Origin of the sequence: Streptomyces sp. RP5T (genome assembly GCF_003933965.1) — a bacterium.
Taxonomy (GTDB): domain Bacteria; phylum Actinomycetota; class Actinomycetes; order Streptomycetales; family Streptomycetaceae; genus Streptomyces.
In genome coordinates, this window is sequence record NZ_RSAJ01000115.1 from 1 (window position 1) to 18888 (window position 18888).

19 protein-coding genes and 4 pseudogenes are annotated in these 18888 nt (G+C 67.0%); 11 read left to right on the top strand and 12 right to left on the bottom strand.

Annotated elements, in window-relative coordinates:
• Positions 1 to 96: 96 nt before the first annotated feature.
• Positions 97 to 402 (top strand): annotated as a pseudogene (locus EHS43_RS14930) (glycosyltransferase); the annotation flags it as partial.
• Here EHS43_RS14930 and EHS43_RS46445 read toward each other — a convergent pair.
• From EHS43_RS46445 to EHS43_RS14940, 3 genes are all read right to left on the bottom strand, one after another.
• Positions 368 to 529, bottom strand: coding sequence for a hypothetical protein (locus EHS43_RS46445; RefSeq protein WP_185806255.1), 162 nt, complete (start codon positions 527 to 529; stop codon positions 368 to 370). The pseudogene EHS43_RS14930 and the gene EHS43_RS46445 overlap by 35 nt on opposite strands.
• Positions 519 to 809: a hypothetical protein gene (locus EHS43_RS14935; RefSeq protein ID WP_125191264.1), complete on the bottom strand. Its 291-nt coding sequence runs from the start codon at positions 807 to 809 to the stop codon at positions 519 to 521. Before EHS43_RS14935 ends, EHS43_RS46445 begins: the two co-directional genes overlap by 11 nt.
• 324 nt (positions 810 to 1133) lie before the next feature.
• Complete coding sequence (locus EHS43_RS14940; protein WP_125191265.1) at positions 1134 to 2576, bottom strand: helix-turn-helix domain-containing protein; 1443 nt, start codon at positions 2574 to 2576, stop codon at positions 1134 to 1136.
• 460 nt (positions 2577 to 3036) lie between these two features.
• Between EHS43_RS14940 and EHS43_RS14945 the strand changes: the two genes are divergently transcribed.
• The 7 genes and pseudogenes from EHS43_RS14945 to EHS43_RS14975 all read left to right on the top strand — a co-directional run bounded on the left by EHS43_RS14945 (position 3037) and on the right by EHS43_RS14975 (position 7696).
• Entirely contained in the window at positions 3037 to 4035 is a 999-nt protein-coding gene (locus tag EHS43_RS14945) for a hypothetical protein (RefSeq protein ID WP_125191266.1), read from the top strand.
• Between the two features lie 112 nt (positions 4036 to 4147).
• On the top strand, positions 4148 to 4552 hold the full coding sequence (locus EHS43_RS14950) for a hypothetical protein (protein ID WP_125191267.1): 405 nt from the start codon (positions 4148 to 4150) through the stop codon (positions 4550 to 4552).
• Positions 4515 to 4742, top strand: coding sequence for a hypothetical protein (locus EHS43_RS14955; RefSeq protein WP_125191268.1), 228 nt, complete (start codon positions 4515 to 4517; stop codon positions 4740 to 4742). Before EHS43_RS14950 ends, EHS43_RS14955 begins: the two co-directional genes overlap by 38 nt.
• Before the next feature lie 98 nt (positions 4743 to 4840).
• Positions 4841 to 5787 (top strand): annotated as a pseudogene (locus tag EHS43_RS14960) (IS30 family transposase); the annotation flags it as partial.
• A gap of 251 nt (positions 5788 to 6038) precedes the next feature.
• On the top strand, positions 6039 to 7004 hold the full coding sequence (locus EHS43_RS14965) for an IS110 family transposase (RefSeq protein ID WP_260470539.1): 966 nt from the start codon (positions 6039 to 6041) through the stop codon (positions 7002 to 7004).
• A gap of 214 nt (positions 7005 to 7218) precedes the next feature.
• A pseudogene (locus EHS43_RS14970) lies at positions 7219 to 7383 on the top strand (IS30 family transposase); the annotation flags it as partial.
• Entirely contained in the window at positions 7364 to 7696 is a 333-nt protein-coding gene (locus tag EHS43_RS14975; protein ID WP_185806256.1) for an integrase core domain-containing protein, read from the top strand. The pseudogene EHS43_RS14970 and the gene EHS43_RS14975, both read left to right, overlap by 20 nt.
• A gap of 127 nt (positions 7697 to 7823) precedes the next feature.
• Here the strand turns inward: EHS43_RS14975 and EHS43_RS14980 are convergent, their stop codons facing one another.
• The 5 genes from EHS43_RS14980 to EHS43_RS15000 are packed head-to-tail and all read right to left on the bottom strand — an operon-like array spanning position 7824 to position 12577.
• The gene (locus EHS43_RS14980) at positions 7824 to 9125 is read right to left on the bottom strand and encodes a diaminopimelate decarboxylase (protein WP_125191270.1); all 1302 of its coding nucleotides are present in this window, start codon (positions 9123 to 9125) and stop codon (positions 7824 to 7826) included.
• Complete coding sequence (locus EHS43_RS14985; protein WP_125191271.1) at positions 9113 to 9883, bottom strand: gamma-glutamyl-gamma-aminobutyrate hydrolase family protein; 771 nt, start codon at positions 9881 to 9883, stop codon at positions 9113 to 9115. Before EHS43_RS14985 ends, EHS43_RS14980 begins: the two co-directional genes overlap by 13 nt.
• Positions 9884 to 9912: 29 nt before the next feature.
• The gene (locus tag EHS43_RS14990) at positions 9913 to 10680 is read right to left on the bottom strand and encodes an amino acid ABC transporter ATP-binding protein (RefSeq protein WP_125191272.1); all 768 of its coding nucleotides are present in this window, start codon (positions 10678 to 10680) and stop codon (positions 9913 to 9915) included.
• The gene (locus EHS43_RS14995) at positions 10677 to 11672 is read right to left on the bottom strand and encodes an amino acid ABC transporter permease (protein ID WP_125191273.1); all 996 of its coding nucleotides are present in this window, start codon (positions 11670 to 11672) and stop codon (positions 10677 to 10679) included. Before EHS43_RS14995 ends, EHS43_RS14990 begins: the two co-directional genes overlap by 4 nt.
• Positions 11669 to 12577 carry an ABC transporter substrate-binding protein gene (locus EHS43_RS15000; protein WP_125191274.1) on the bottom strand — a complete coding sequence of 303 codons (909 nt, stop codon included), beginning with the start codon at positions 12575 to 12577 and terminating at the stop codon, positions 11669 to 11671. Before EHS43_RS15000 ends, EHS43_RS14995 begins: the two co-directional genes overlap by 4 nt.
• 186 nt (positions 12578 to 12763) lie before the next feature.
• Between EHS43_RS15000 and EHS43_RS15005 the strand changes: the two genes are divergently transcribed.
• Positions 12764 to 14353 (top strand): PucR family transcriptional regulator, encoded by a 1590-nt coding sequence (locus EHS43_RS15005; RefSeq protein WP_125191275.1) that lies wholly within the window; start codon positions 12764 to 12766, stop codon positions 14351 to 14353.
• Between the two features lie 4 nt (positions 14354 to 14357).
• Here the strand turns inward: EHS43_RS15005 and EHS43_RS15010 are convergent, their stop codons facing one another.
• From EHS43_RS15010 to EHS43_RS15020, 3 genes are all read right to left on the bottom strand, one after another.
• Positions 14358 to 15656, bottom strand: a complete 1299-nt coding sequence (locus EHS43_RS15010; RefSeq protein ID WP_125191276.1) for an ABC transporter substrate-binding protein — start codon at positions 15654 to 15656, stop codon at positions 14358 to 14360.
• Positions 15653 to 15928 (bottom strand): hypothetical protein, encoded by a 276-nt coding sequence (locus EHS43_RS15015; RefSeq protein ID WP_125191277.1) that lies wholly within the window; start codon positions 15926 to 15928, stop codon positions 15653 to 15655. The genes EHS43_RS15010 and EHS43_RS15015 overlap by 4 nt, the downstream gene beginning before the upstream one ends.
• Positions 15929 to 16091: 163 nt before the next feature.
• On the bottom strand, positions 16092 to 16649 hold the full coding sequence (locus EHS43_RS15020) for a DUF6262 family protein (protein ID WP_260470540.1): 558 nt from the start codon (positions 16647 to 16649) through the stop codon (positions 16092 to 16094).
• Positions 16650 to 16962: 313 nt separating this feature from the next.
• Here EHS43_RS15020 and EHS43_RS46450 point away from each other — a divergent pair, with 313 nt between their 5' ends.
• A complete protein-coding gene (locus EHS43_RS46450) occupies positions 16963 to 18219 on the top strand; it encodes a hypothetical protein (RefSeq protein ID WP_185806258.1) in 1257 nt (418 codons plus the stop codon).
• On the opposite strand, the gene EHS43_RS46455 is transcribed toward EHS43_RS46450, so the two are convergent.
• Positions 18202 to 18753 carry a hypothetical protein gene (locus EHS43_RS46455; protein ID WP_125191278.1) on the bottom strand — a complete coding sequence of 184 codons (552 nt, stop codon included), beginning with the start codon at positions 18751 to 18753 and terminating at the stop codon, positions 18202 to 18204. The two genes, EHS43_RS46450 and EHS43_RS46455, sit on opposite strands and share 18 nt — an antisense overlap.
• Here EHS43_RS46455 and EHS43_RS48920 point away from each other — a divergent pair.
• A pseudogene (locus EHS43_RS48920) lies at positions 18752 to 18888 on the top strand (XRE family transcriptional regulator); the annotation flags it as partial. The gene EHS43_RS46455 and the pseudogene EHS43_RS48920 overlap by 2 nt on opposite strands.

Genomic DNA, 18888 nt, shown 5'->3' on the forward strand with positions numbered 1-18888 from the left:
GGCCGGGGTGGGTGGGAGTACCGGTGTAGCGCAGGGCGGCGCGGATGCTGAGACCGAACAGGTCGGTGAGGTGTTTGGGATCGCTGCCGGTGGCGAGAGCTAACCGCGCTGGGCAAGGCGGCCGTATTCGTCCCGCTGGCCACCTCGGCAGGCAACGAGCAGGCCCACAACGCGCGCCACCTTCAGGAGGCCGGGGCCGCGGTCGCGCTGGAGGGCGAGGTGAGTGGCGAGCGGATGCGGGACGCGTTGAGCCCGCTCCTGGTCGATGCCCACCTGCGGCAGGCGATGGCGGAGCGGGCCCGTGCACACGGCCGTCCGGATGCGGCTGACCGGCTTGTGGATGTGGTCCTGGAGGCGGCTGAGCAGGCTAGGGCAGGTGCCGGGCAGCACCGCGTTCGATGACTGCCACGCAGTCCTGGAACGCGGTGTAGGCGTCCTCCCACGGGTCATGGACGTCGTAGCCGTCGAGGTACAGGCGCAGCTTCGGCGTGGGGTGTCGACAGAGGAAAGGCGCGCGGTCAGTCCCCAACGAACCAGACGTATCGGTGAGGGCCTTCCTCAGCTGTCCGGCACAAGGCTCGCACCGCATCAACCCATGGGCCACCTCGCCCGTCGGGCAGACGTCCCAACTCCTCCAGCAGCATGCGAATCTGCCAGGTGTTGAAAACAGTGTCAGCGAACGGACAGACACCGGCGAGCATCGGGAACTGCGACCGTTCGATCTCTGCGAGCGACTTGTCCCAGACGACGCCGTGCTCAGAACCGGCCATCACAGTCCCGGACTCGTGACGAACCTGCAGGTTGATCATCACCTCAAGCTAGCGCCCACAGACGCCACAGCCCACTTAATTCGACCGAAGCTCGATCGTGGGGATCTGCATGGGACGCGTCTCGGTTCCCATTGTGGCGGCGGCCTGGAACGTCTGCTCCGGCTATTCGAGGGCGGCCGTGTAGGTCTTGCGGCGGGAGCCTGTGTCGGCGCGGCCCAGTGGATTCCAGCGGCTGGCCCGTAGCTGCTCCCACGCCTGAGCGGCGTCGAGATCGATGTACATGACCTGGGACGCTACCCGCAGTCGAGTTGACGCCGCGGGGTCCCCCTCACGTAGGCAGGCGTAGATTGAGGAGCCCTCAACTCAGTGCTCGTTCCGGTGCTCATTGTTAGCGCCGTCCAGGCGCGCGATGAGAGAGAGCAGCGACCGCTCCGGGGCGATCGGCAGGGACACAGTTCCTTGTGCGGCGCCCTCCATGTTCGTAGCCGTGGCAGTCCAGGGCACGGTCAGCGTCCCTGACAACGGGTGCTTGGTCACCGCTACGAACCACGTCAGATCGATCGACAACCCAACCCGCACGTCCTGCGCCGGGAAGACGACCGTCGTCCCTTCGACTTCGATGTCCCACCCTGGTGGAATTACGCTCGGCATCCCGACCGGGGAGATGCCTGATCGGAAGGAAGACGGCAATGAGGCCATCCACTGCCGCGGATGCACAGGGCCGTAAGGCCGGGGGGCTTCGAGCAGGCCGCGTAGAAAGGACTCGTTTCGTCCCCGGTCTTCCACCGGAACCAGAGCAAGCACGCCCTCTGGCATAGCCAACCTGACCTCCACGTCCTTCAGATGCGTGCGTGTGTCGTTGCGGAGGCGCAGCTCGACGCCCGGCAAGGTGAGCGCGGCCACTTCGGCCAGCGATTCCGGGACGGCCCGCCGGAGCTTCTCCAGATACAGCTCAACCTCTGCCAGGTACCCGTCACGCCCGCGCGGGTCCGGCTTCATTCCGGTCGTGACCTCCAGCTTGATGTCCTGCAGACGCAGGTCCAAGGGCTGGGAATCCGCGACCGGTGCCGTAGGCGGCAGGTGCCTGAGAAGGCCCGCGCGTGCCCCCTCGATGACCTTCTCCAGGTCGTCGTCCGGGACGGTCACGGGAATCACGGCGCCCTCCTTCACGGTGAGCGTCAGGTCGAACGCCTGTTGCTTGCGCAGGAGGCGCTCGCCCAGGCGGTCGATGTCAGCGGCCCTGGCACGATCCGTCCGGCCATGGCGTCGAACGAAGACCGTTGCTTCGCGGATCGTGTCCTTGTCTTTCGGCTGGCCCGATTCGCTGCGAGGGGGCGGCGGGATCTCCTTGCGGATACAGAAGATCGGGTCGCCCCACTTCGGCGGGCTGACGGTGATGATCAGGACCGGGAGCCGGTCATGCCCTTCCTCACTGACGTGGACGTAGGTGGGGTGCCAGTCGATGCCGTCGCCGACGTACTCGTTGATCCACGGCTCCAGATCAACGCTGTCGATCTCGTCAACGCCGTAGTAGCCCTTCGGATCGACCCCTACGACTAGGAACCCATGTCCCTCCACGTTGCGCAGGGCACTGTCGGGCTGACGGTTGGCGAAGCCGATGATGGCGCGGGCCAAGTGGGCGCGGGCGCTCTTGTCCGCCTTGTTCTTCGGCCGGAAGTCCAGCGTCGACTTCCACTCCAGCCAGTCCGACTCGTCCGCTGCACTCGCCGCGCGGACGGCCTTCACCAACTCCAGATAGTGCGAGGCGCGTACGGGGGCGCGGCGCGTATCGAACTCCAAGGCCACTGGCGGGTCACCCTTCCTCATTGCTCCGCAGTATCGCTGCTGGCGGGATTGCACAGCGAGTACTTTCCCTGCGATCACGCCACACCGGCTACCGGACGGCGCGCGGCCACCGGTCAGCCGCCGCAGGCTGTTCCTATGGAGTGGCCGGTGGACGTCGCGCTCGCGCGGCCCGTGACGCAGCTGCCGATGGGTCCGTCGTGGGCGTACGGGATCAAGTTATGAGGGGACGTTAGATCTGTCCGTTTGTCCGCCAGGGTGCCGGGCGTCGTGTAACGGCTGGGGTGCGACAACAACCCCGGGACACCAGCACCCCCGGTAAACCCGTTTCAAGGCAAGGGATCTGCCTATCCTGGAGTCTTCGCCTAGCGGCGGAGTCCCTTGGGAGAGCGCCATGAGTTCGGAGCCCACCGCGATGTTCCCCGTGACTGATCCGGGTCGGCACGCAAAGGGGCGCTTGAAGATGCGCACGCTGGCGCTCGACATCTCGCGCATCTGGAAGGCCAGTGCCACGACCTCAACAACCTTGTGCCGCGACCACGGCATGGAGGTGGACACCGAACCCATCGAGATGGAGATCGGCTCGGCGCTGGGGGCCATTCGCACCCTCGACCTTGAGGTGATCCAGCGCAGCCAAGGTCACGACAATCGCGCTGAGGGTTGGCAGCGGTACGAGGCGACGCGAAACGCAGACGTTCAAGGGCATGCGGTCCGGGGACTCACCCTCCTGCGGAACGCCGATACCCATGCTGCTGGAGTTGTCGAGGTATCACCCGAGGAGGTGTTCGGGGGAACCGCCGGATACCGCCTCTTCCCTTTCTGGAAGTTGTATGACGAGCTGCCCGAGGCCGTTCGTGCGAGCAGTGGGAACGAGGAGGCGTATCGGGAGGCGGTCGGTGGCCGGCTCGTGATCGAGACGTTGCTCGACGCCTTCGCCTTCCTCAACCGGTGCGACCCGACCCTTGCGAGCAGGGACCCGAAGACTGGCGAGCTGGAGTTCTTCCCCCTGAAGCCGTACTCCGGCCCGGTGGGCTACGAGAGGCGTCACCCGGATCAGCCCGGTCGGGCCGAGATCCACCTTGAGGTGCGACGGAGGGCCGAGGCGAAGTCTCCGGCTGGCATTCGGCGGACGATTCAGTACAGCTTCCCGTCCGGGGACTCCACGGTGTACTGCGGGTACACCGACAACGGCTCCCGCGGTCAATGGGCGTTCACGGAGTCGGCTGTCCAGGTGGCGCGCGACGTCCGCAACGGCTTCCCGTACATCGTCGCCACGGCCGACGGGGCACACCGCCGCGTCTCCGCAGGTCCCGACGGGCGGCTCTTCGCGGGCAGTACCGGCCTCGACGCTCTAGCGTTTCCCGCTTCGTCGGTGGATCCAGCCTCCGAGGTGTGGGAAGGCTGGTGGAAGTGGGCCGGCGAGGATGCGTTCCACTACAGGGACCAGCGCCATCTAGGTTGAGCAGTAGCGGAGTTGGTGCCCCAGGGCGCCGTTCCCGCCAGCCAGGGACTCGCGCATCCGCTGGGTCGGAACCCGGTGCATGCGCCCCGGTACTCCGGCCTAGTGTTCACTCGTGAGCCGAAAGAAGAGCGCAAAATACGCTGCCAACGCCTTCAAGAGCGAGATCGACCGCATCCTTGAGTTCACCCGGGAGGCCGAGGACGCGAAGCTCACGGACCAGGCGATGACCTGGACGTATGAGCTTGCGTTGGTCAAGACCGCCGTCGCCTTCGAGTACCTGATGCTTGAGTGCATCGTCTGCGCGGTGAACAACGACACCGGGACGATCTCCGCACAGACCGGGATCAAGTTCCCCAAGCACCTCACCGACGAGGTGTGCGAGTACCTCGTGACGGGCGGCGGATACTTCGACTTCAAGGGGGCGCGACGGCCTGATCAAGGTCCTCAAGCAGTTCATGCCGCCCGACCACTACCTGACCGTGACGGTAAAGGACACGAAGTTCAGGGATGCGCTTGACCAGCTCGTGGCCCTGCGGAACTTCGCGGCTCACGAGAGCCCGGCGAGCAAGAAGAAGGTGCTCGAAGCCCTCAAGATCCAGAAGATCGGCAGCGCTGGAGCCTGGGTGAAGCGACAGGACCGTTTCCCGAAGCTTGCCGGGCGGCTGACTGATCTGGCGGACGCGATCAGCGACGCCGCGCCGTACTAGCCCTTCGGGCGCAGTCGCCGGACCCCGATGCTCACCTGCAACTCCCGTTCGAGCTCTTCGTTCCGAACGGTGAGCTGGCGGACGTTCTCGGCGTAGATCTGCACGAGCTTGCGGAGTTCCGCGCGATCGGACGTGATCCGGGGACGATCTCGCGCGAGTTGCGCCGCAACGCCGCCACCCGCAGCGGGAAGCAGGAGTACCGGGCCACGGTCGCTCAGTGGAAGGCTCAGCAGGCCGCGAAGCGCCCGAAGGCGGCCAAGCTCGCGGGCAACGACAGGTTGCGTGAATACGTGCAGGAACGGCTCGCCGGCAGTGTCCGTCGTCCCGACGGCTCGATCGTCACCGGGCCCAAGACGCCCGCGTGGAAGGGGCTGAACAAGCCGCACCGGCAGGACAGAAGATGGGCGATGGCATGGAGCCCGGAACAGATCTCGCAGCGGCTTCGCGTCGATTTCCCCGATGATGAGTCCATGCGCATCAGCCACAAGCGATCTACCAGGCGCTGTTCATCGAGGGCCGCGGTGCGCTCAAACGGGAGCTGGTCGCGTGTCTGCGGACCGGCCGGGCGTTGCGTACTCCCCGCGCACGGTCGCAGAACAGGCCGCAAGGGCATGTCACCGAGGACGTCGTCCTCAGCCAACGCCCCGCCGAGGCCGCGGACCGCGCGGTCCCCGGACACTGGGAAGGCGATCTGATCATCGGGACCGGCCGCTCCGCGATCGGCACGCTCGTCGAGCGCAGCAGCCGCTCCACACTCCTGGTGCACCTGCCCCGGCTCGAAGGCTGGGGCGAGAATCCGCCGGTGAAGAACGGCACCTCACTCGGGGGCTACGGCGCGATCGCGATGAACGCGGCGCTCACCACATCGATGGCACAGCTGCCCGAGCAGCTGCGCAAGACCCTGACCTGGGACCGGGGCAAGGAACTCTCCGGCCATGCCCAGTTCGCCCTCGATACCGGGACGAAGGTGTTCTTCACCGATCCGCACTCGCCCTGGCAGCGCCCTACGAACGAGAACACGAACGGGCTGCTGCGTCAGTACTTCCGACTTGTATTGGGGTAGCGGTGTTCGTGATCGGGTTGGCCGCCCGTAACGTGCCGCAGGACGCCGGGCAGGCTGACTCGAGTACTTCCTGCCGCCCGCAAGGGCTGGCTCTCTTTGGGTGTGTCGACCTGCCTGGTATCCGTTCGCGGCTTGACTCAACAGAGGCATGAGCACCGGCCACCCCACGTTTCTCGAAGTCGGGATGTCAGCTGCGGATTCCACCGACCCGACGCCCGAGAAGAGGACCGCCGATGATGCTGATCGGCATCGATCCGCACAAGTCGACCCACACAGCCACGGCCGTCGATCCCGGAAGCAGCCGCGATCAGGCATCGATCCGCATCGACGGGACTCTCCAGGAGTACCAGCGCATGCTGGACTGGGCCCGCCAGTGGCCCCAGCGGCGATGGGCCGTCGAGAACGCCAGGGGCCTGGGACACCACCTGACATCGTGGCTGCTCGCCCGGGGAGAACAGGTCGTCGACGTCCAGCCCAGCGCCACGGCTCGTGTCCGCCAGCTCTCCCGCGGCGCAGGCCGCAAGAACGACCGCATCGATGCCGCCGCGGCGGCCTGCGTCGCCGCTGTCCAGGGCGACGCGCGACCAGTGCAGCCCGAGAACTCAACGGACGCACTGGCTCTACTGGACGAACGACGCAGCAACCTCGCCCAGTCCAGAGTCCGCGCGGTCAACCAACTCCACGCGCTGCTGCGAGCTCTCCTGCCCGGAGGGGCGCCACGCGATCTGTCCGCGGCCAAGGCCGAGCAGCTGCTGGAGACGGTCGTCCCCGTCGGCCCCGCCGAAACCACCCGCCACGCCCTCGCCGCCGACCTGATCACCGAGGTCCGCGCATGGGACGTGAAGCTGAAAGACAACGCCAAAGCCATGGCCGCACTGGTCGCAGAGTCCGGAAGCCGACTGACCGACACTCCGGGCATCGCAGCCATAACCGCCGCCCGCCTCCTGGGCCGGACCGGAAACCCCACCCGCTTCCCAACTGCCAGCGCCTTCGCCCAGTACGCCGGCACCGCCCCCATCGAGATAGCCAGCGCCGGCCGGGCACACCACCGCCTGTCCAGGCGCGGCGACCGCCAGCTCAACGCGGCACTCCACACCGTGGCCATCACGCAGATCCGCATGCCCGCACCCGGGGCCACGCCTACTTCCAGGCCAAAATCGCAGAAGGCAAGACACCCAGGGAAGCACAGCGCTGCCTGAAGCGCCGCCTGGCTGATCACGTCTGGCGCACGATGGTCGGCGACGAACGCCGCCGCACCCGAACGACGGGCCCAGGAGGACAAACGAGGGCGACTACAGCATCCTGCGCGGTCAGCCCAACCCCGACGGCCGACTCTTCGGACAAGTCACTTCCCGGACCCGCCGAAACCGAGCCTACGCCACCACACCAGACACCTTGACAAACACAGAGGCACCGAAAGGCACAGACCTCTCCCGGTGGTCGTCCGCGGACCTCGAAGCCGTCGCCCTGGCCATCAACAACCGGCCCCGCAAAATCCTCGGCTGGAAGACCCCGGCGGAGGTGTTCGAGGAACAGCTACGCTCGCTAGAACATCCCGGTGTTGCAACCACCAGTTGAACTCGCCCAATACACATCGTCCGCGCTCGCCGAGCACCTCGACCGCGCAGGCATCGCCGCGTCGATCGGATCGGTCGGCGACGCCTACGACAATGCCCTGATGGAGTCCACGATCGGCCTGTTCAAGACCGAGTTGATCAAGCCTCCTCGGCCCTGGAAGACGCTTTCCCAGGTCGAGCTGGCCACGGCCGAATGGGTCGGCTGGTACTGCCACCGTCGGCTCCACGGTGGAATAGGGCACATCCCACCCGCCGAATACGAGAACAAGTACTACCGCGAAACCACGAAATCCCAGGTCACAGTCACGACCTAGAGTCTCGATCAAAGCCGGAACGGTTCACATGGAAGTGCTTATCACCCGGCGTCGATCACCGTGATGCTCTGGCACCTGGCCCGTAACACGGGAGTGGGGCGGTGCCTCCGGCTGCCGCCCCACGACGTCACCCGCCGGTTCGCGCGAGGATGTGCTGGACGGTCTCAGCCCGTCGCAGGGGCCGGAAGCGGACGCGCTCGTCCGGGCCTATGCGCACGCCGTGGACTGCGGGGTCGGGCAGGCTGTTGTAGTGGAAGGGGGTAGATGCGTAGTAGGCGCCGGTGTCGAGCAGGGCGACGATGTCGCCGGGCGCCAGCAGGGGCAGGGGGCGGGCCCGGGCGAGCAAGTCGCCGGCGAAGCAGCAGGGGCCTGCGATGTCCTGAGCCACGAGATCTCCGTCCTTGACGGATCCGTCGGGGCCGTGGGCGGTGATGCGGAGAGGCCAGGCGTCGGGCACGAACACGGTCCGTACGGCGACTTGGGCCCCGGCGTGGGTGATGGCGATCTGACGTCCGCCGGAGGCCTTGGTGTACTCGACCAAAGCTGCGGTGAAGCCGTTCTTGGCCAGTAGGGATCGTCCGAACTCGGTGACGATCTGATAGTCCCCGCGGAACAGGGCCGGGGCATGGGTGCGGAGACAGGACACGTAGTCGTCGAAGCGGGGGGTTGTCTCATCGTCGGCGAAGTTGACGGGCAGTCCGCCGCCGATGTCGATGCCGGTCACCTGACGTCGGCCACAGGCTGCGTTGACCTCGTCCGCGAACGCCACGGCTTTCGCGATGCCCTGGGCTATCAGCTCCAGTGTGCAGCCCTGCGATCCGACGTGGGCGTGGACCCACGTGAGCCATGGGCGGTCACGGTACGCGGCTACCAGCCGATGCCTGCTTCCCTCATCCTCCAGTGGGACGCCGAACTTCGAGGTTGCGGTGGCCGTGCTCATGGCTGAGATTGCGCCGCCGCCGACCTGCGGATTGACGCGTACGCCGATCGCAGAGGCGGAGGGCGCGGTGCGGGCGGCGAGGATCTCGTCGATACGGGCAAGTTCCTGGAAGCTGTCCGCGTTCACCGCGATTCCCAGGTCAAGGGCCTGGCGAAGGTCCGCACGGGTCTTGGCGGGAGAGTCGAAGACAATTTGTTCCGGCGTGAAGCCGGCGGCCAGCGCCTGCGCGAGTTCTCCAGGGCTGGCCACTTCGCAACCCATGCCGAGGGTGCGCAGTTCTTCCAGTACAGGCACCAAGCAGTTCGCCTTCGCCGCGAAGGTGTGCCGGGCCTCGACCGAGGCCGGGAAGGCTTTGTGCAGGGCCGCGACGCTGTCCTCGACTCCGTCGAGGTCGATGAACGCGGCCAACAGGGTGTTGTCGGGGTCCAGCAGGCGCTCTCGTACCGCTGCACGCAGGATGCGCTGGCGCCGCTCGCTCATGGCAGACATGGGGAGGTGTTCCGTTCTGTGGTGCGAGCAGCCGCGAAGTGGGCGCAGGCGGTGACGAAATCGTCGAAGAGCCGACGATGGGCCGGTTGGTGGAGGAGCTCTTCGGGGTGGTACTGCACGCCGACGATCCACTGGTCGGGGTCGGTCGACTCGACGGCTTCCACGACACCGTCTTCCGCGGTGCCGACCACCCGCAGGGTGGTGGCGGTCCTGGCGATCGCCTGGTGATGCAGACTGTTGACCCGCACCAGCTCTTCGCCCGCCGACGTGGCCAGGCGCGAACCCGCTGTCAGCCGGAGTTCATGGGTCTGGAAGTCCAGTGGCAGGTGCGGGAGGTGGTTCACCGTGCCCGGCTGCAGGTGCTGGATCAGGCTGCCGCCCAGGGCGACGTTGAGGATCTGGCAGCCCCGGCAGACACCGAGAATCGGCATGCCCAGGCGGGTGGCACGGTTGATGGCGACGATTTCCAGTGCGTCGAGGTTCTCGTCGACGACAGTGGCGGGCTGCGTCTCTTCGCCGTAGTGGCGGGGATGGGGGTCGGGCGCGTCGACCCCGCCGGGCAGCAACAGGCCGTCGACGCGTTCCACGAGGGTGAGGATCGCGGCGGTGTCGAGGCCAGTCGTGATGACCACGGGTATGGCGCCCGAATTTGTCAGCGCGTGGACGTAGTTCTCGGTCAGTCTCAGGACGGATGGACGGTCGGGCACGTCTCGCCCGACTGTGACCCCGATCAGGGGTCGGTGAGGGTGGTCGAACACGGAAGGGAGGCCTTTCGTGGGGCCGGTGGCTACAGGACGCTGTCGAGGAAGGCCCTCGTGCGCTCGTGCTGCGGGTCGCTGATGACGTGGTGCGGCGGGCCGGACTCGACGACGACGCCGTCGTCCATGAAGACGAGCTGGTCGGCCACTTCACGGGCGAACCCGATCTCGTGGGTCACGACGATCATCGTCATTCCGCTGCTCGCCAGGTCGCGCATCACGTTCAGCACGTCACCGACGAGCTCCGGGTCCAGCGCCGAGGTCGGCTCGTCGAACAGCATCAGCTTCGGGTCCATCGCGAGTGCCCGGGCAATGGCGACCCGCTGCTGCTGGCCGCCTGACAGACGGGCCGGATACGCGCCGGCCTGGCCGGCGAGACCGACGCGCGCCAGCAGTTCCCGGCCTTGTGACCGGGCAGTCGTGCGGTCCTGGCCTGCGACACCGACGGGTGCCTCGGTGATGTTCTCCAGGGCTGTGAGATGGGGGAAGAGATTGAACCGCTGGAAGACCATGCCGATGCCCCGACGCTGGGCTGCGATCTGGCTCGGCTTCATTTCCCTGATCCGGGGCCCGTGTTCCTCGTAGCCCATGAGTTCGCCATCGACGTATATCCGGCCGCCGTCGAGGCGCTCGAGATGGTTGATGCAGCGCAGGAAGGTCGACTTTCCGGACCCCGATGGCCCGAGCAGGCACATCACTTCCCCGCGCCGGACCTGGAGGTCGATGCCTTTCAGAACTTGCTGCGCTCCGAAGTGCTTGCGCACGTCCCGCGCCTCGACCAAGGGGTGGGTGGTCATGAGTCGGCCTCCGTCTTGGCAGCTGCCGGGTTGCTGCGGGCATCGGTGTGTGCGATCTGCGCTACGCGGGCACGGAACTGGCCGGCCGCCTCGCGCAGCTGCTGCCATGGAGTCATGGGCAAGGCACGGTTGGCGCCGCGGCCGAAGCGGCGTTCGAGGTAGTACTGGGGCACGGAGAGCACCGAGGTGAGGAGCAGGTACCAGGTGCTCGCGACGATCAGCAGCTCCACCTGGCTGAGGTTCTGCGCAGAGATCCAGCTGGCCTGCGTGTACAGCTCCGGTACCGCGATCAACTGGAGCAGGGCGGTGTTCTTCAGCATCGAGATCGTCTCGTTGCCCATCGGCGGGATGATGACCCGCATCGCTTGGGGGACGACGACGCGCCGCAAGGTGTACGAAGGTGACATGCCCAGCGAGTAGGCCGCCTCGACCTGTCCGTGGTCGACGGAGAGCAGTCCCGCGCGGACGATCTCGGAGGCGTACGCGGCCTCGTTCATCCCTAGTGCCAGCAGGCCGGCGACGAACGGGGTCACGATCGCGTTGGTGTCGGCAGAGAAGAACTGGATCGAGGTGAAGGGGACGCCGAGGCTGATCCGTTCGTACAGCAGGCCGAGGTAGCCCCAGAACACGATCTGGACCAGCAGCGGAGTGCCCCGGAAGAACCAGGTGTACGCCCAGGACACCACGCGCAGCACGGGATTCGCGGAGAGCCGCATCACCGCCAGCATCACCGCGAGAACGGTGGCCAGCAGCATTGAGCAGGCGGTCAGCGCCACCGTGAGCAGGACGCCCTGGATGATCCGTCCGTCGAAGAGGAAATCGGCGATCGTGGGATGGTCGATGTTGTGGTTGCTCCACAACGATGCCACCCAGCCCACGCACAGTGCGACTAGTGCTGCCGCCGCGATCCATCGCCCGGGGTAGCGCCGTGGGACGGCGGCAACGTCGTGCGTCGCCGGTTTGCTGGTGGTCATGTCGACGGCGGCGGTCATCCGGCGTTCACCTTCGCGCTCTTGATGCCGTAGGGCGCCAGGCCGTACTTCGCCAGAATCTTGTCGTAGGTGCCGTCCTTGATGACCGACGTCAGCGCGGCCTGCAGGGCCTGAACGAGATCGTGGTTCTTGCGGAGCACGCCGATCCCGGTGTACACCGGCGCGTACCCGGTGGGGTGAGCAGGGTCGTGTACGACCTCGAACTGCCTGCCGTCACCGGATGTGCGGGCCGTGTACTCGGCGACCGCGGCGTCGAGGACGTCGGCTGTGGCCTTGCCCGCGCGGACGGCGACCAGGGCATCGCCCTCCGTGGGCAGTTCGACCACGGTGATGGGCTGCTTCCCGGCGGCCTTGCACTTCGGCGCCTGGGCTCTCATGAGATCGGCCTGCGTGGTGGCCTTGGCGACCGCGACGGACGTGCCGCACAGATCGAGCAGGTTGGTGATCTTGTCCGGGTTGCCCTTCCTCACGATGATGTCCATGCCGGCGTGGAAGTAGTCGACGAAGGACAGGCTCTTCTGTCGCTCCGGCGTGTCGTTCATCCCGTTCATGATGATGTCGTGCTTGCCGGACTGCAGCGACGGGATGATGCTGTCGAAGGCCTGGTTCCTGAACGTGAACGAGACGCCGAGTTTGGTGGCCAGCGCCTGTCCCAGGTCGTAGTCGAAGCCCGTGAACTTCTGCTGGGAGTCGAGCATTTCCATCGGAGGGAAGACACCACTGGCCACGTCGAGCCCGCCTTTGAAACGTGCGGGGAGCAGCTTCGCGACGGCAGCGTCAGCGGCGACCGGCACGGTGGACGAGCCGCCCTTCGCCGCGGGGGCGTCGGGTGAGGCATTGCAGGCGGTGAGGAGGAGTGCCGTGGCCGCGAGTGCGGCTGCGGCGACATGCCGAGATGTGGTCATGGTGCGTATCCGTTCGATTCGACAAACGTGAGGTGAGTCGAGCTCCGTGTACCGGATCTGCAACCTCACTGAGATCAGGCATTTCAGCGTCTTTGTTCGCGCCGAAGCCGTCAGGTGGCGGGCGGTAGGACGATTTTTCAGTCCGCCAGGCCCGGAGGGCACGGCTGATTGGACTACGATTCACCTATGACATTGTCTGATCGGACAAAGGACGGGATTGTTACCGTCCGTCATCTCACGGAGACCATCGGGTCACCGATCCTCACCGTGCTGGCCGCGCCCCGCGGGCTGGAGCGTCCCGTACGGGGCACCGTCCTGCACGACCCGGCCGATCCCGTGTCGGCAGGCGCGGACCAGTGCTTGCTGATGCCGGGGCTGCGGGCCGACCTGCCCGCAGCGGCCGATCTCGTGCGGGACGCCGCCCGTCTCGGATACAGCGCGATGGTCTTCAAGCGCAGAGGAGCGGACACCTCCGTGCTTGTCGCCGAAGCGGAGCTGTCCGGCTTGACGCTGCTGGTCACGGCCGACGAGGTTTCCTGGCGTCACCTCGACGCCTTGTTGCTCTCCGTCCTCGGCTCACAGGGCGTCGGCGGCGAACCGACGACCGACACCGCAGACGGGCTGTTCACTCTGGCCAACGCCGTCAGCGCCGTCATCGGCGGATCGGTGGCGGTCGAGGATCTGGACCGGCGTGTGATGGCCTACTCGTCCCTGCCGGACCAGCGGATTGACTCCCTGCGTCGTGACGGGATCCTCAGCCGCAGAGTTCCCGAGATCGAACACAACCTTGAGCGCTATCGCGTCGTGCTCGCCTCCAACGGCGTGGTCCGGTTCCCCGAGGCGCTCGGGGCCCTGCCCCGGGCCGCGATCGCCATCCGTGCCGGCACGCAACCCCTCGGGACGATATGGGCGATCGAGAGCCCCAATGGCATCGATGCCCGAGGGGAACGGGCCCTGGTCGACTGCGCTCGACTGGCAGCCCTGCACATCCTCCGCAGCCGCAACGCCTCCGAGCTGGAACTCCACAAGCGTGAGAGCGCACTGCTGGGCGCACTCGACGGCCTGTGGGCCACTCACGAGACCAGCTTCCGGCTGTCCATCCCGCCGAGAGCGGAACTCGGCCTGCTCGGGTTCGCCGCCTCCACCGACGCCACAGGTCTGCTCGCGCTGACTGCCCACCTCGGCTACGCCCTGTCCCGCTATGTGGTGCCCTTCCGACCCGACGCGAGCATCGCCACGACCTCCCGCGCGATCTATGTCCTCCTGCCCGGCGGCGGGGCCCAGGCCGCGACCCGGCTGGCCAAGGACGCACTCACCGCGATGCGCGGCTCCTTCGGTGACTTCGTCCGTGCGGCCGTCGCTCCCACCGACACCGACCCGGCCGCCCTGCCGACGATGCGCCGGGAGATCGACGACATCCTCCGAGTGACCACCGCGTACCCGGATGCCCCGCACATCGCCACCCTGACCGACATCCAGGCACGGTTGCTGTTGGCCCGCGTCGGCGACGAACTCAGCCGAGAACCGCGCCTGCAGCATTCAGGCGTCACCGCCATGGCCGCCCACGACGCCGAGCACGCAACGGACTTCGTCGCCTCAGTCCTCACCTGGCTCGACGCGGTGGGCAACGTCGCCGAAGCGGCGGCCCGACTGGACGTACACACCAACACCCTGCGCTACCGCCTGCGCCGCGCCACCGAACTCTTCGGCCTCCCCCTGGACCAACCCGACGAGCGACTCGCGCTCTGGCTCCAACTGCGCCTCATCCGCCCCTGAGGCCTCACATCGGCGCTGCGTCCAACTGCGCTGCCTGCTGTTGCAGTTCCTCCAGCACGTCGGCGGGCACACCACCGGGCGCAACCGCCTTGCCCAGGTTCTTCCTGAGCTGGCCGATGACAGTGGCCCAGGAGGGCTTGTCGTAGGGGTAGTAGGCCGTGGTGGGTTGCTGATCGATGAAGGCCCCGAGGTCCTTGTACTGGTTGACGAATGGCCAGAGGTCCTTGTACCAGTCCTGGTGCCTCGTCATGACGTCGGACGCGGATGTCGTCACGGGCAGCATCCGGTACTCGTCGAGGAAGGCGAGCGTGTTGGTGGGGCTGTAGACATACGCCAGGAAATCACTGATCTGGTCCCGGTGATGGTTCCGTTTGAAGGCCATGAGCCAGTCGGCGACGCTGAAAGCCTGATGGAAACGGTCGGTCCGCCCGGGGACGGAGACGACACCGACCTCGATGCCTGCGCTCTCGGCCTGGGCAAGCAGCCGAGGCGTGCCGTTGACCATGCCGGCATCCCCGGCGATGAAGGCCCTGAAGACGTCCTGGCGGTTGGTCTCGGCGGGAGCAGCGGGACCAGTGAGGCCAGGGCTGACGAGGTTGTTCTTGACCCATTGAAGGGCCTGGACGTTGGCGAGGGAGCCAAGAGTGTAGCTGCCGGCCAGACCTGTGTAGCCGCCCTTGTTCCCGAGCATCCAGATCAAGGCCTCGGCCTCGGCTTCCTCGGGACCCAGCGGGAGTCCGTACGGCACCTTCACACCGATCGTCTTCAACGCCTGAGCGTCGGTCTTGATGTCGTCCCAGGTCTGCGGCGGCTTGGTAATGCCAGCCTGGCGGAAGAGTCTCTTGTTGCAGAAGAACATGCGCGAACTGGAGGCGAAGGGCAGCCCGTACAGCGTCGTGTGCACCTCGCCCTCCTCGGCGAGTTGGCGGATGAAGTCGGCCTGGGTGCGGATGGGAAGCAGCTCATCGGCACTGTAGAGCTGGTGGTGCGCGGCGTAGTCGGCGTACATGCTGCCCTGTGCGATGTCGGGGGCCCGGCCCGCCTTCACCAAGCCAGCGATCTTCGTGTCGATGTCCTTCCATCCGTAGACCTTGACGTCGATAGTGATGCCGGGGTGCCTGGCCTCGTATGCGCGGGCCAGACGGTCCCAATAATGCTGAGAGTCGTCGTCGGGACCGGTGCCGTAGTTCGCGGCAACCACGGTGAGGGTGGTGGCCCCCGACGCTTCGGAACTGCCGCAGGCAGTGAGTGTGGAGAGGACCAAGGCGGCGGTGAGGCCAGCCGCCAACGTGCGGTGCGTCACCTGGCCTCCGGCATCAGGTCGGCCGCCATACGCGAGGCCCACTTGCCACGGGCGCGGCAGTCACGGCTGTTCGCCTCACCGGCGCTCGGCAGGACATTCGTGTAGTGGCGGATAAGCGCTTCGGCGTCGGGCAGATCGAGCCGCGCGGTCGTCTCAGAGACGGCCTCGCGCAATTCGGCGTTGGAGTACAGGGATTCGTGGTCGAGCCGGCTGAGATACAAGGCGGCAACCAGTTCGGATTCCCGCGTGGGATGCGTGGCGATGCTGTTCATGAGGTGTCCTGAAGTTGGGCATATCGGTCAGCGTTACGGTGATGATTCACCGTGCCCGGGCCCAGACGTCACGGCCGATCGGACTACATCCGACTCGCATGCTTGTCTGATCGGACAACCTCTGGCTTGATCTTCAACCTGTGACGTCAGCTCGAACGGCATCTCATGCTTGATCACTTTCTGCTCCTACCCGACCAGGCGTTCGGGATGTGACACTCAGCGCCCGGGTCAGTTCACGGTTGGCGGCGCGCGCTGCGTCCAGATCCTCGGCTCGTTCTTCCAACTGGCCTCGTACATCGGCGAGTTGCTGCTCCAGTTCGGTGATGCGGCGCTGAAGCTGGTCGAGGTCGGCCGGGGCACCGAGGCCGGATTCGGTCCAGACCGTCGTGCCCAGCTCCTCGGACAGGCGCTTTTCCAGCTGCCGGACGCGCGCCGTCAGCCGGGTGTTGCGTTCCAGGGCGTTGGCGAGGTCGGTCTGGAGCGAGGCCCTGCTCACGGCCGCTGTTCTGCCGGCCTCGGCAGGGGTGGTTGCCGCGGCGTGGACGCGTTCGAGCAGGTCGCGGTGGCGGTAGAGGAAGGTGCGGTCGACACGGGCGGTGCGGGCGAGGCCGGACACGGTGATGTCCTGACCGCTGCGCAGCGCCGCGTCCAGGGCCTGGAGGACGCGTTCTCGGCGGCGGGCGGAGTCGGCTCGTTTCCCCTCGATCATCGGGCTGGTCACGCGGTGGGCCTTTCGGGACGCAGGTCGGGCAGGGCCTGCCGGACTCTGGGCAGGCCGAGAGAGACGACCTGGCGGGTGCGGCGGACGACCTTGACGGCTTGCTGGATCTGAGCGCGGTCCTCGTCGGTGAGCCGTCGAGGTCGGCGCGGACGCGGCTGATGAGGCGACGGACGCGGGTGATCTCCTCGTCGGACGGCATGGCCTCGCCCTTGGCCCAGTCATCGGCGCTGAAGGCGGCCAGGCGTTCGCGGCTGCGCAGCAGGTCGGCGAGGTAGGACTCCAGGTCTGGCAGATAGGAGACGTCGGTGCGGAAGTGGCCGCAGCCCACGCAGCGGAAACGGACGGGGCAGTCGTGGCCGCCGGCGGCGACGTTGGACGGCTCGGTGCACAACCCGTAGGGAACGGCGACCTCGCCGACCGCCCGGCGCGCGTGCTCGGAGTCCAGGACGAGCTGGGCCTGGCGCCAGATCCGGCGGCCGTGCCGGTCGAACTGCATGGCCGTGACCCGCTCGACGGCCTCCCGCCGTCGTTGCTGGCCCACCCGGTAGTAGCCCTGTGTTGTGCTGAGCTGGCGGTGGTCCATCAGCTCCTTGAGCACGTCGGGTGCGACGCCGGCGTCGGCGTGGCGCTGGGCATAGCTGTGACGGTAGGCGTAGAGAAAGACGCGCGCCTTGTCGAACGGGATCTGCTGATTCGTGCGCCGCCCGTCGGTTTCCACGACGACGTTGACGTAGAGGTCGGGCAGTCCGGTGACCCAGGTGCGGTGCCACTGGGCGAGCAGGTCCTCGCTGATCGTCTTGATGCCGTGGGGGTTGCGCATCTGCGTGGGCAGCAGCGCCAAATCCTTCGTGGGCGTGTTCGGGAAGCGTCGACGCACGCTCTCCTGCTGCCGGGTGATCAACGCAGCGGTCGCCGCGGCGATGGGCAGACGCCGGCGCAGGCGGTGGGACTTGTAGTTGTCGTAGATGAGGACCGGCTGGCCGTCCTCATCGGCAGCGAGGCAGTCCCAGCGCAGATAGCTGACCTCCTGGGGCCGGCGCCCCGTGTCGACGATCAGTTCCACTGCGATCCTGATGTGCGGAGGCGCGATGGCATCGAGCGCGTCCATCTGGGAGCAGAGCTGCCGCATGACCTCCTGGGGGAGGTCCTTGCCGGCCTCGGAATCCTCTGCCTCATCGGGGATGTCCTCCTCTCTGAGGACCACGTCACCGGGCAGCCCGTCCAGCGGCTGGCCGGGGCCGGTCAGTCCCAGGGAACGCATGCGGCGCAGGACCTGGCGGAACTTGGTGATCCGCTTGTAGCGGCCGTCCGCGACAGGGCGCCCTCCTGCTGCAGGAACGCCTGCCGGTGGAGGAAGGCGACGATGTCCGACCGGCCCAGGCGACGGGGGTCCAATCCGTGGTCCTCGCGCTGCAGCCGCAGGCTCTCCGAGAACTTCGCCAGGCTCTTGATGCCACTTTGGACCGTGGTGTGTGCGCGCTTGCCGCGGCGCTGCGGGAGTTCCTCAACTGCCCATGCCTTCGCGGCTTCGCGCAGCCAGGGCTGGCTGATGTCACTGAACCGGAGGTGACCTCCCATCCCGAAGACCACCAGGTCCCAGACGTCCTTGAGGCGTTTCGGTCTCCGGCGTCGCGCCGAGCCGGTCGATGCTGGTGGTGAAGGTGGCCACCAGCTGGCACTGCAGCCGGGTCAGGCCCGTGAGGTCGATCTCGGTGATCGATCCGACCTGCTGGCGCCGGGCCGTGTCACACAAGGGCCTGAGTGAGTGGTCCTTGGTCTTGGCCCCGGACCGGGTCCGCTCCTGCAGACCGAAGATGATCTCTGTGACCAGCAACTCGGGCAGGCCGCGCAGGTTGATCTCGCCGGTGATTGTCATCCTGGTCGCGGTGGGCTTGCAGAGCGAGCCCGGCCCGGCGAGAGCGAGAACGCGGCGGAGAACGGCGACCCGGGCGGCGACCGCGGCGAGGGCCCCGAACAGCAGTCCGCCCCCGTCGCCTCCACCGGCGCCGCCTACAACCGGCTCTCCCCCATCCTGTCCATGCTGATCCGCACAGCTCTCCAACAAAGAAGTCGCCGCCCGTATCGGCTGTTCCCCCTCCTTCATGTCCCGCATTCTGTCCGGCGAACGCGTCCCCACCTGGACGCTCACCCGCAAGTTCGCCCAAGCCTGCGGCGCCGACCCCGCCGTCCTGCGCACCGTGTGGGAATCAGAGAAACTCAGGGAGAAACACCGCGAACC

Bases quoted from the DNA above. Each gene is read 5' to 3' on its own strand.
- EHS43_RS14990 (WP_125191272.1), bottom strand. From the start codon at position 10,680: ATGACCACCCACCCCTTGGTCGAGGCGCGGGACGTGCGCAAGCACTTC.
- EHS43_RS14935 (WP_125191264.1), bottom strand. From the start codon at position 809: ATGATCAACCTGCAGGTTCGTCACGAGTCCGGGACTGTGATGGCCGGT.
- EHS43_RS46455 (WP_125191278.1), bottom strand. From the start codon at position 18,753: ATGAAGGAGGGGGAACAGCCGATACGGGCGGCGACTTCTTTGTTGGAG.
- EHS43_RS14945 (WP_125191266.1), top strand. From the start codon at position 3,037: ATGCGCACGCTGGCGCTCGACATCTCGCGCATCTGGAAGGCCAGTGCC.
- EHS43_RS15005 (WP_125191275.1), top strand. From the start codon at position 12,764: ATGACATTGTCTGATCGGACAAAGGACGGGATTGTTACCGTCCGTCAT.
- EHS43_RS15015 (WP_125191277.1), bottom strand. From the start codon at position 15,928: ATGAACAGCATCGCCACGCATCCCACGCGGGAATCCGAACTGGTTGCC.
- EHS43_RS14965 (WP_260470539.1), top strand. From the start codon at position 6,039: ATGATGCTGATCGGCATCGATCCGCACAAGTCGACCCACACAGCCACG.
- EHS43_RS15000 (WP_125191274.1), bottom strand. From the start codon at position 12,577: ATGACCACATCTCGGCATGTCGCCGCAGCCGCACTCGCGGCCACGGCA.
- EHS43_RS14980 (WP_125191270.1), bottom strand. From the start codon at position 9,125: ATGTCTGCCATGAGCGAGCGGCGCCAGCGCATCCTGCGTGCAGCGGTA.
- EHS43_RS14995 (WP_125191273.1), bottom strand. From the start codon at position 11,672: ATGACCGCCGCCGTCGACATGACCACCAGCAAACCGGCGACGCACGAC.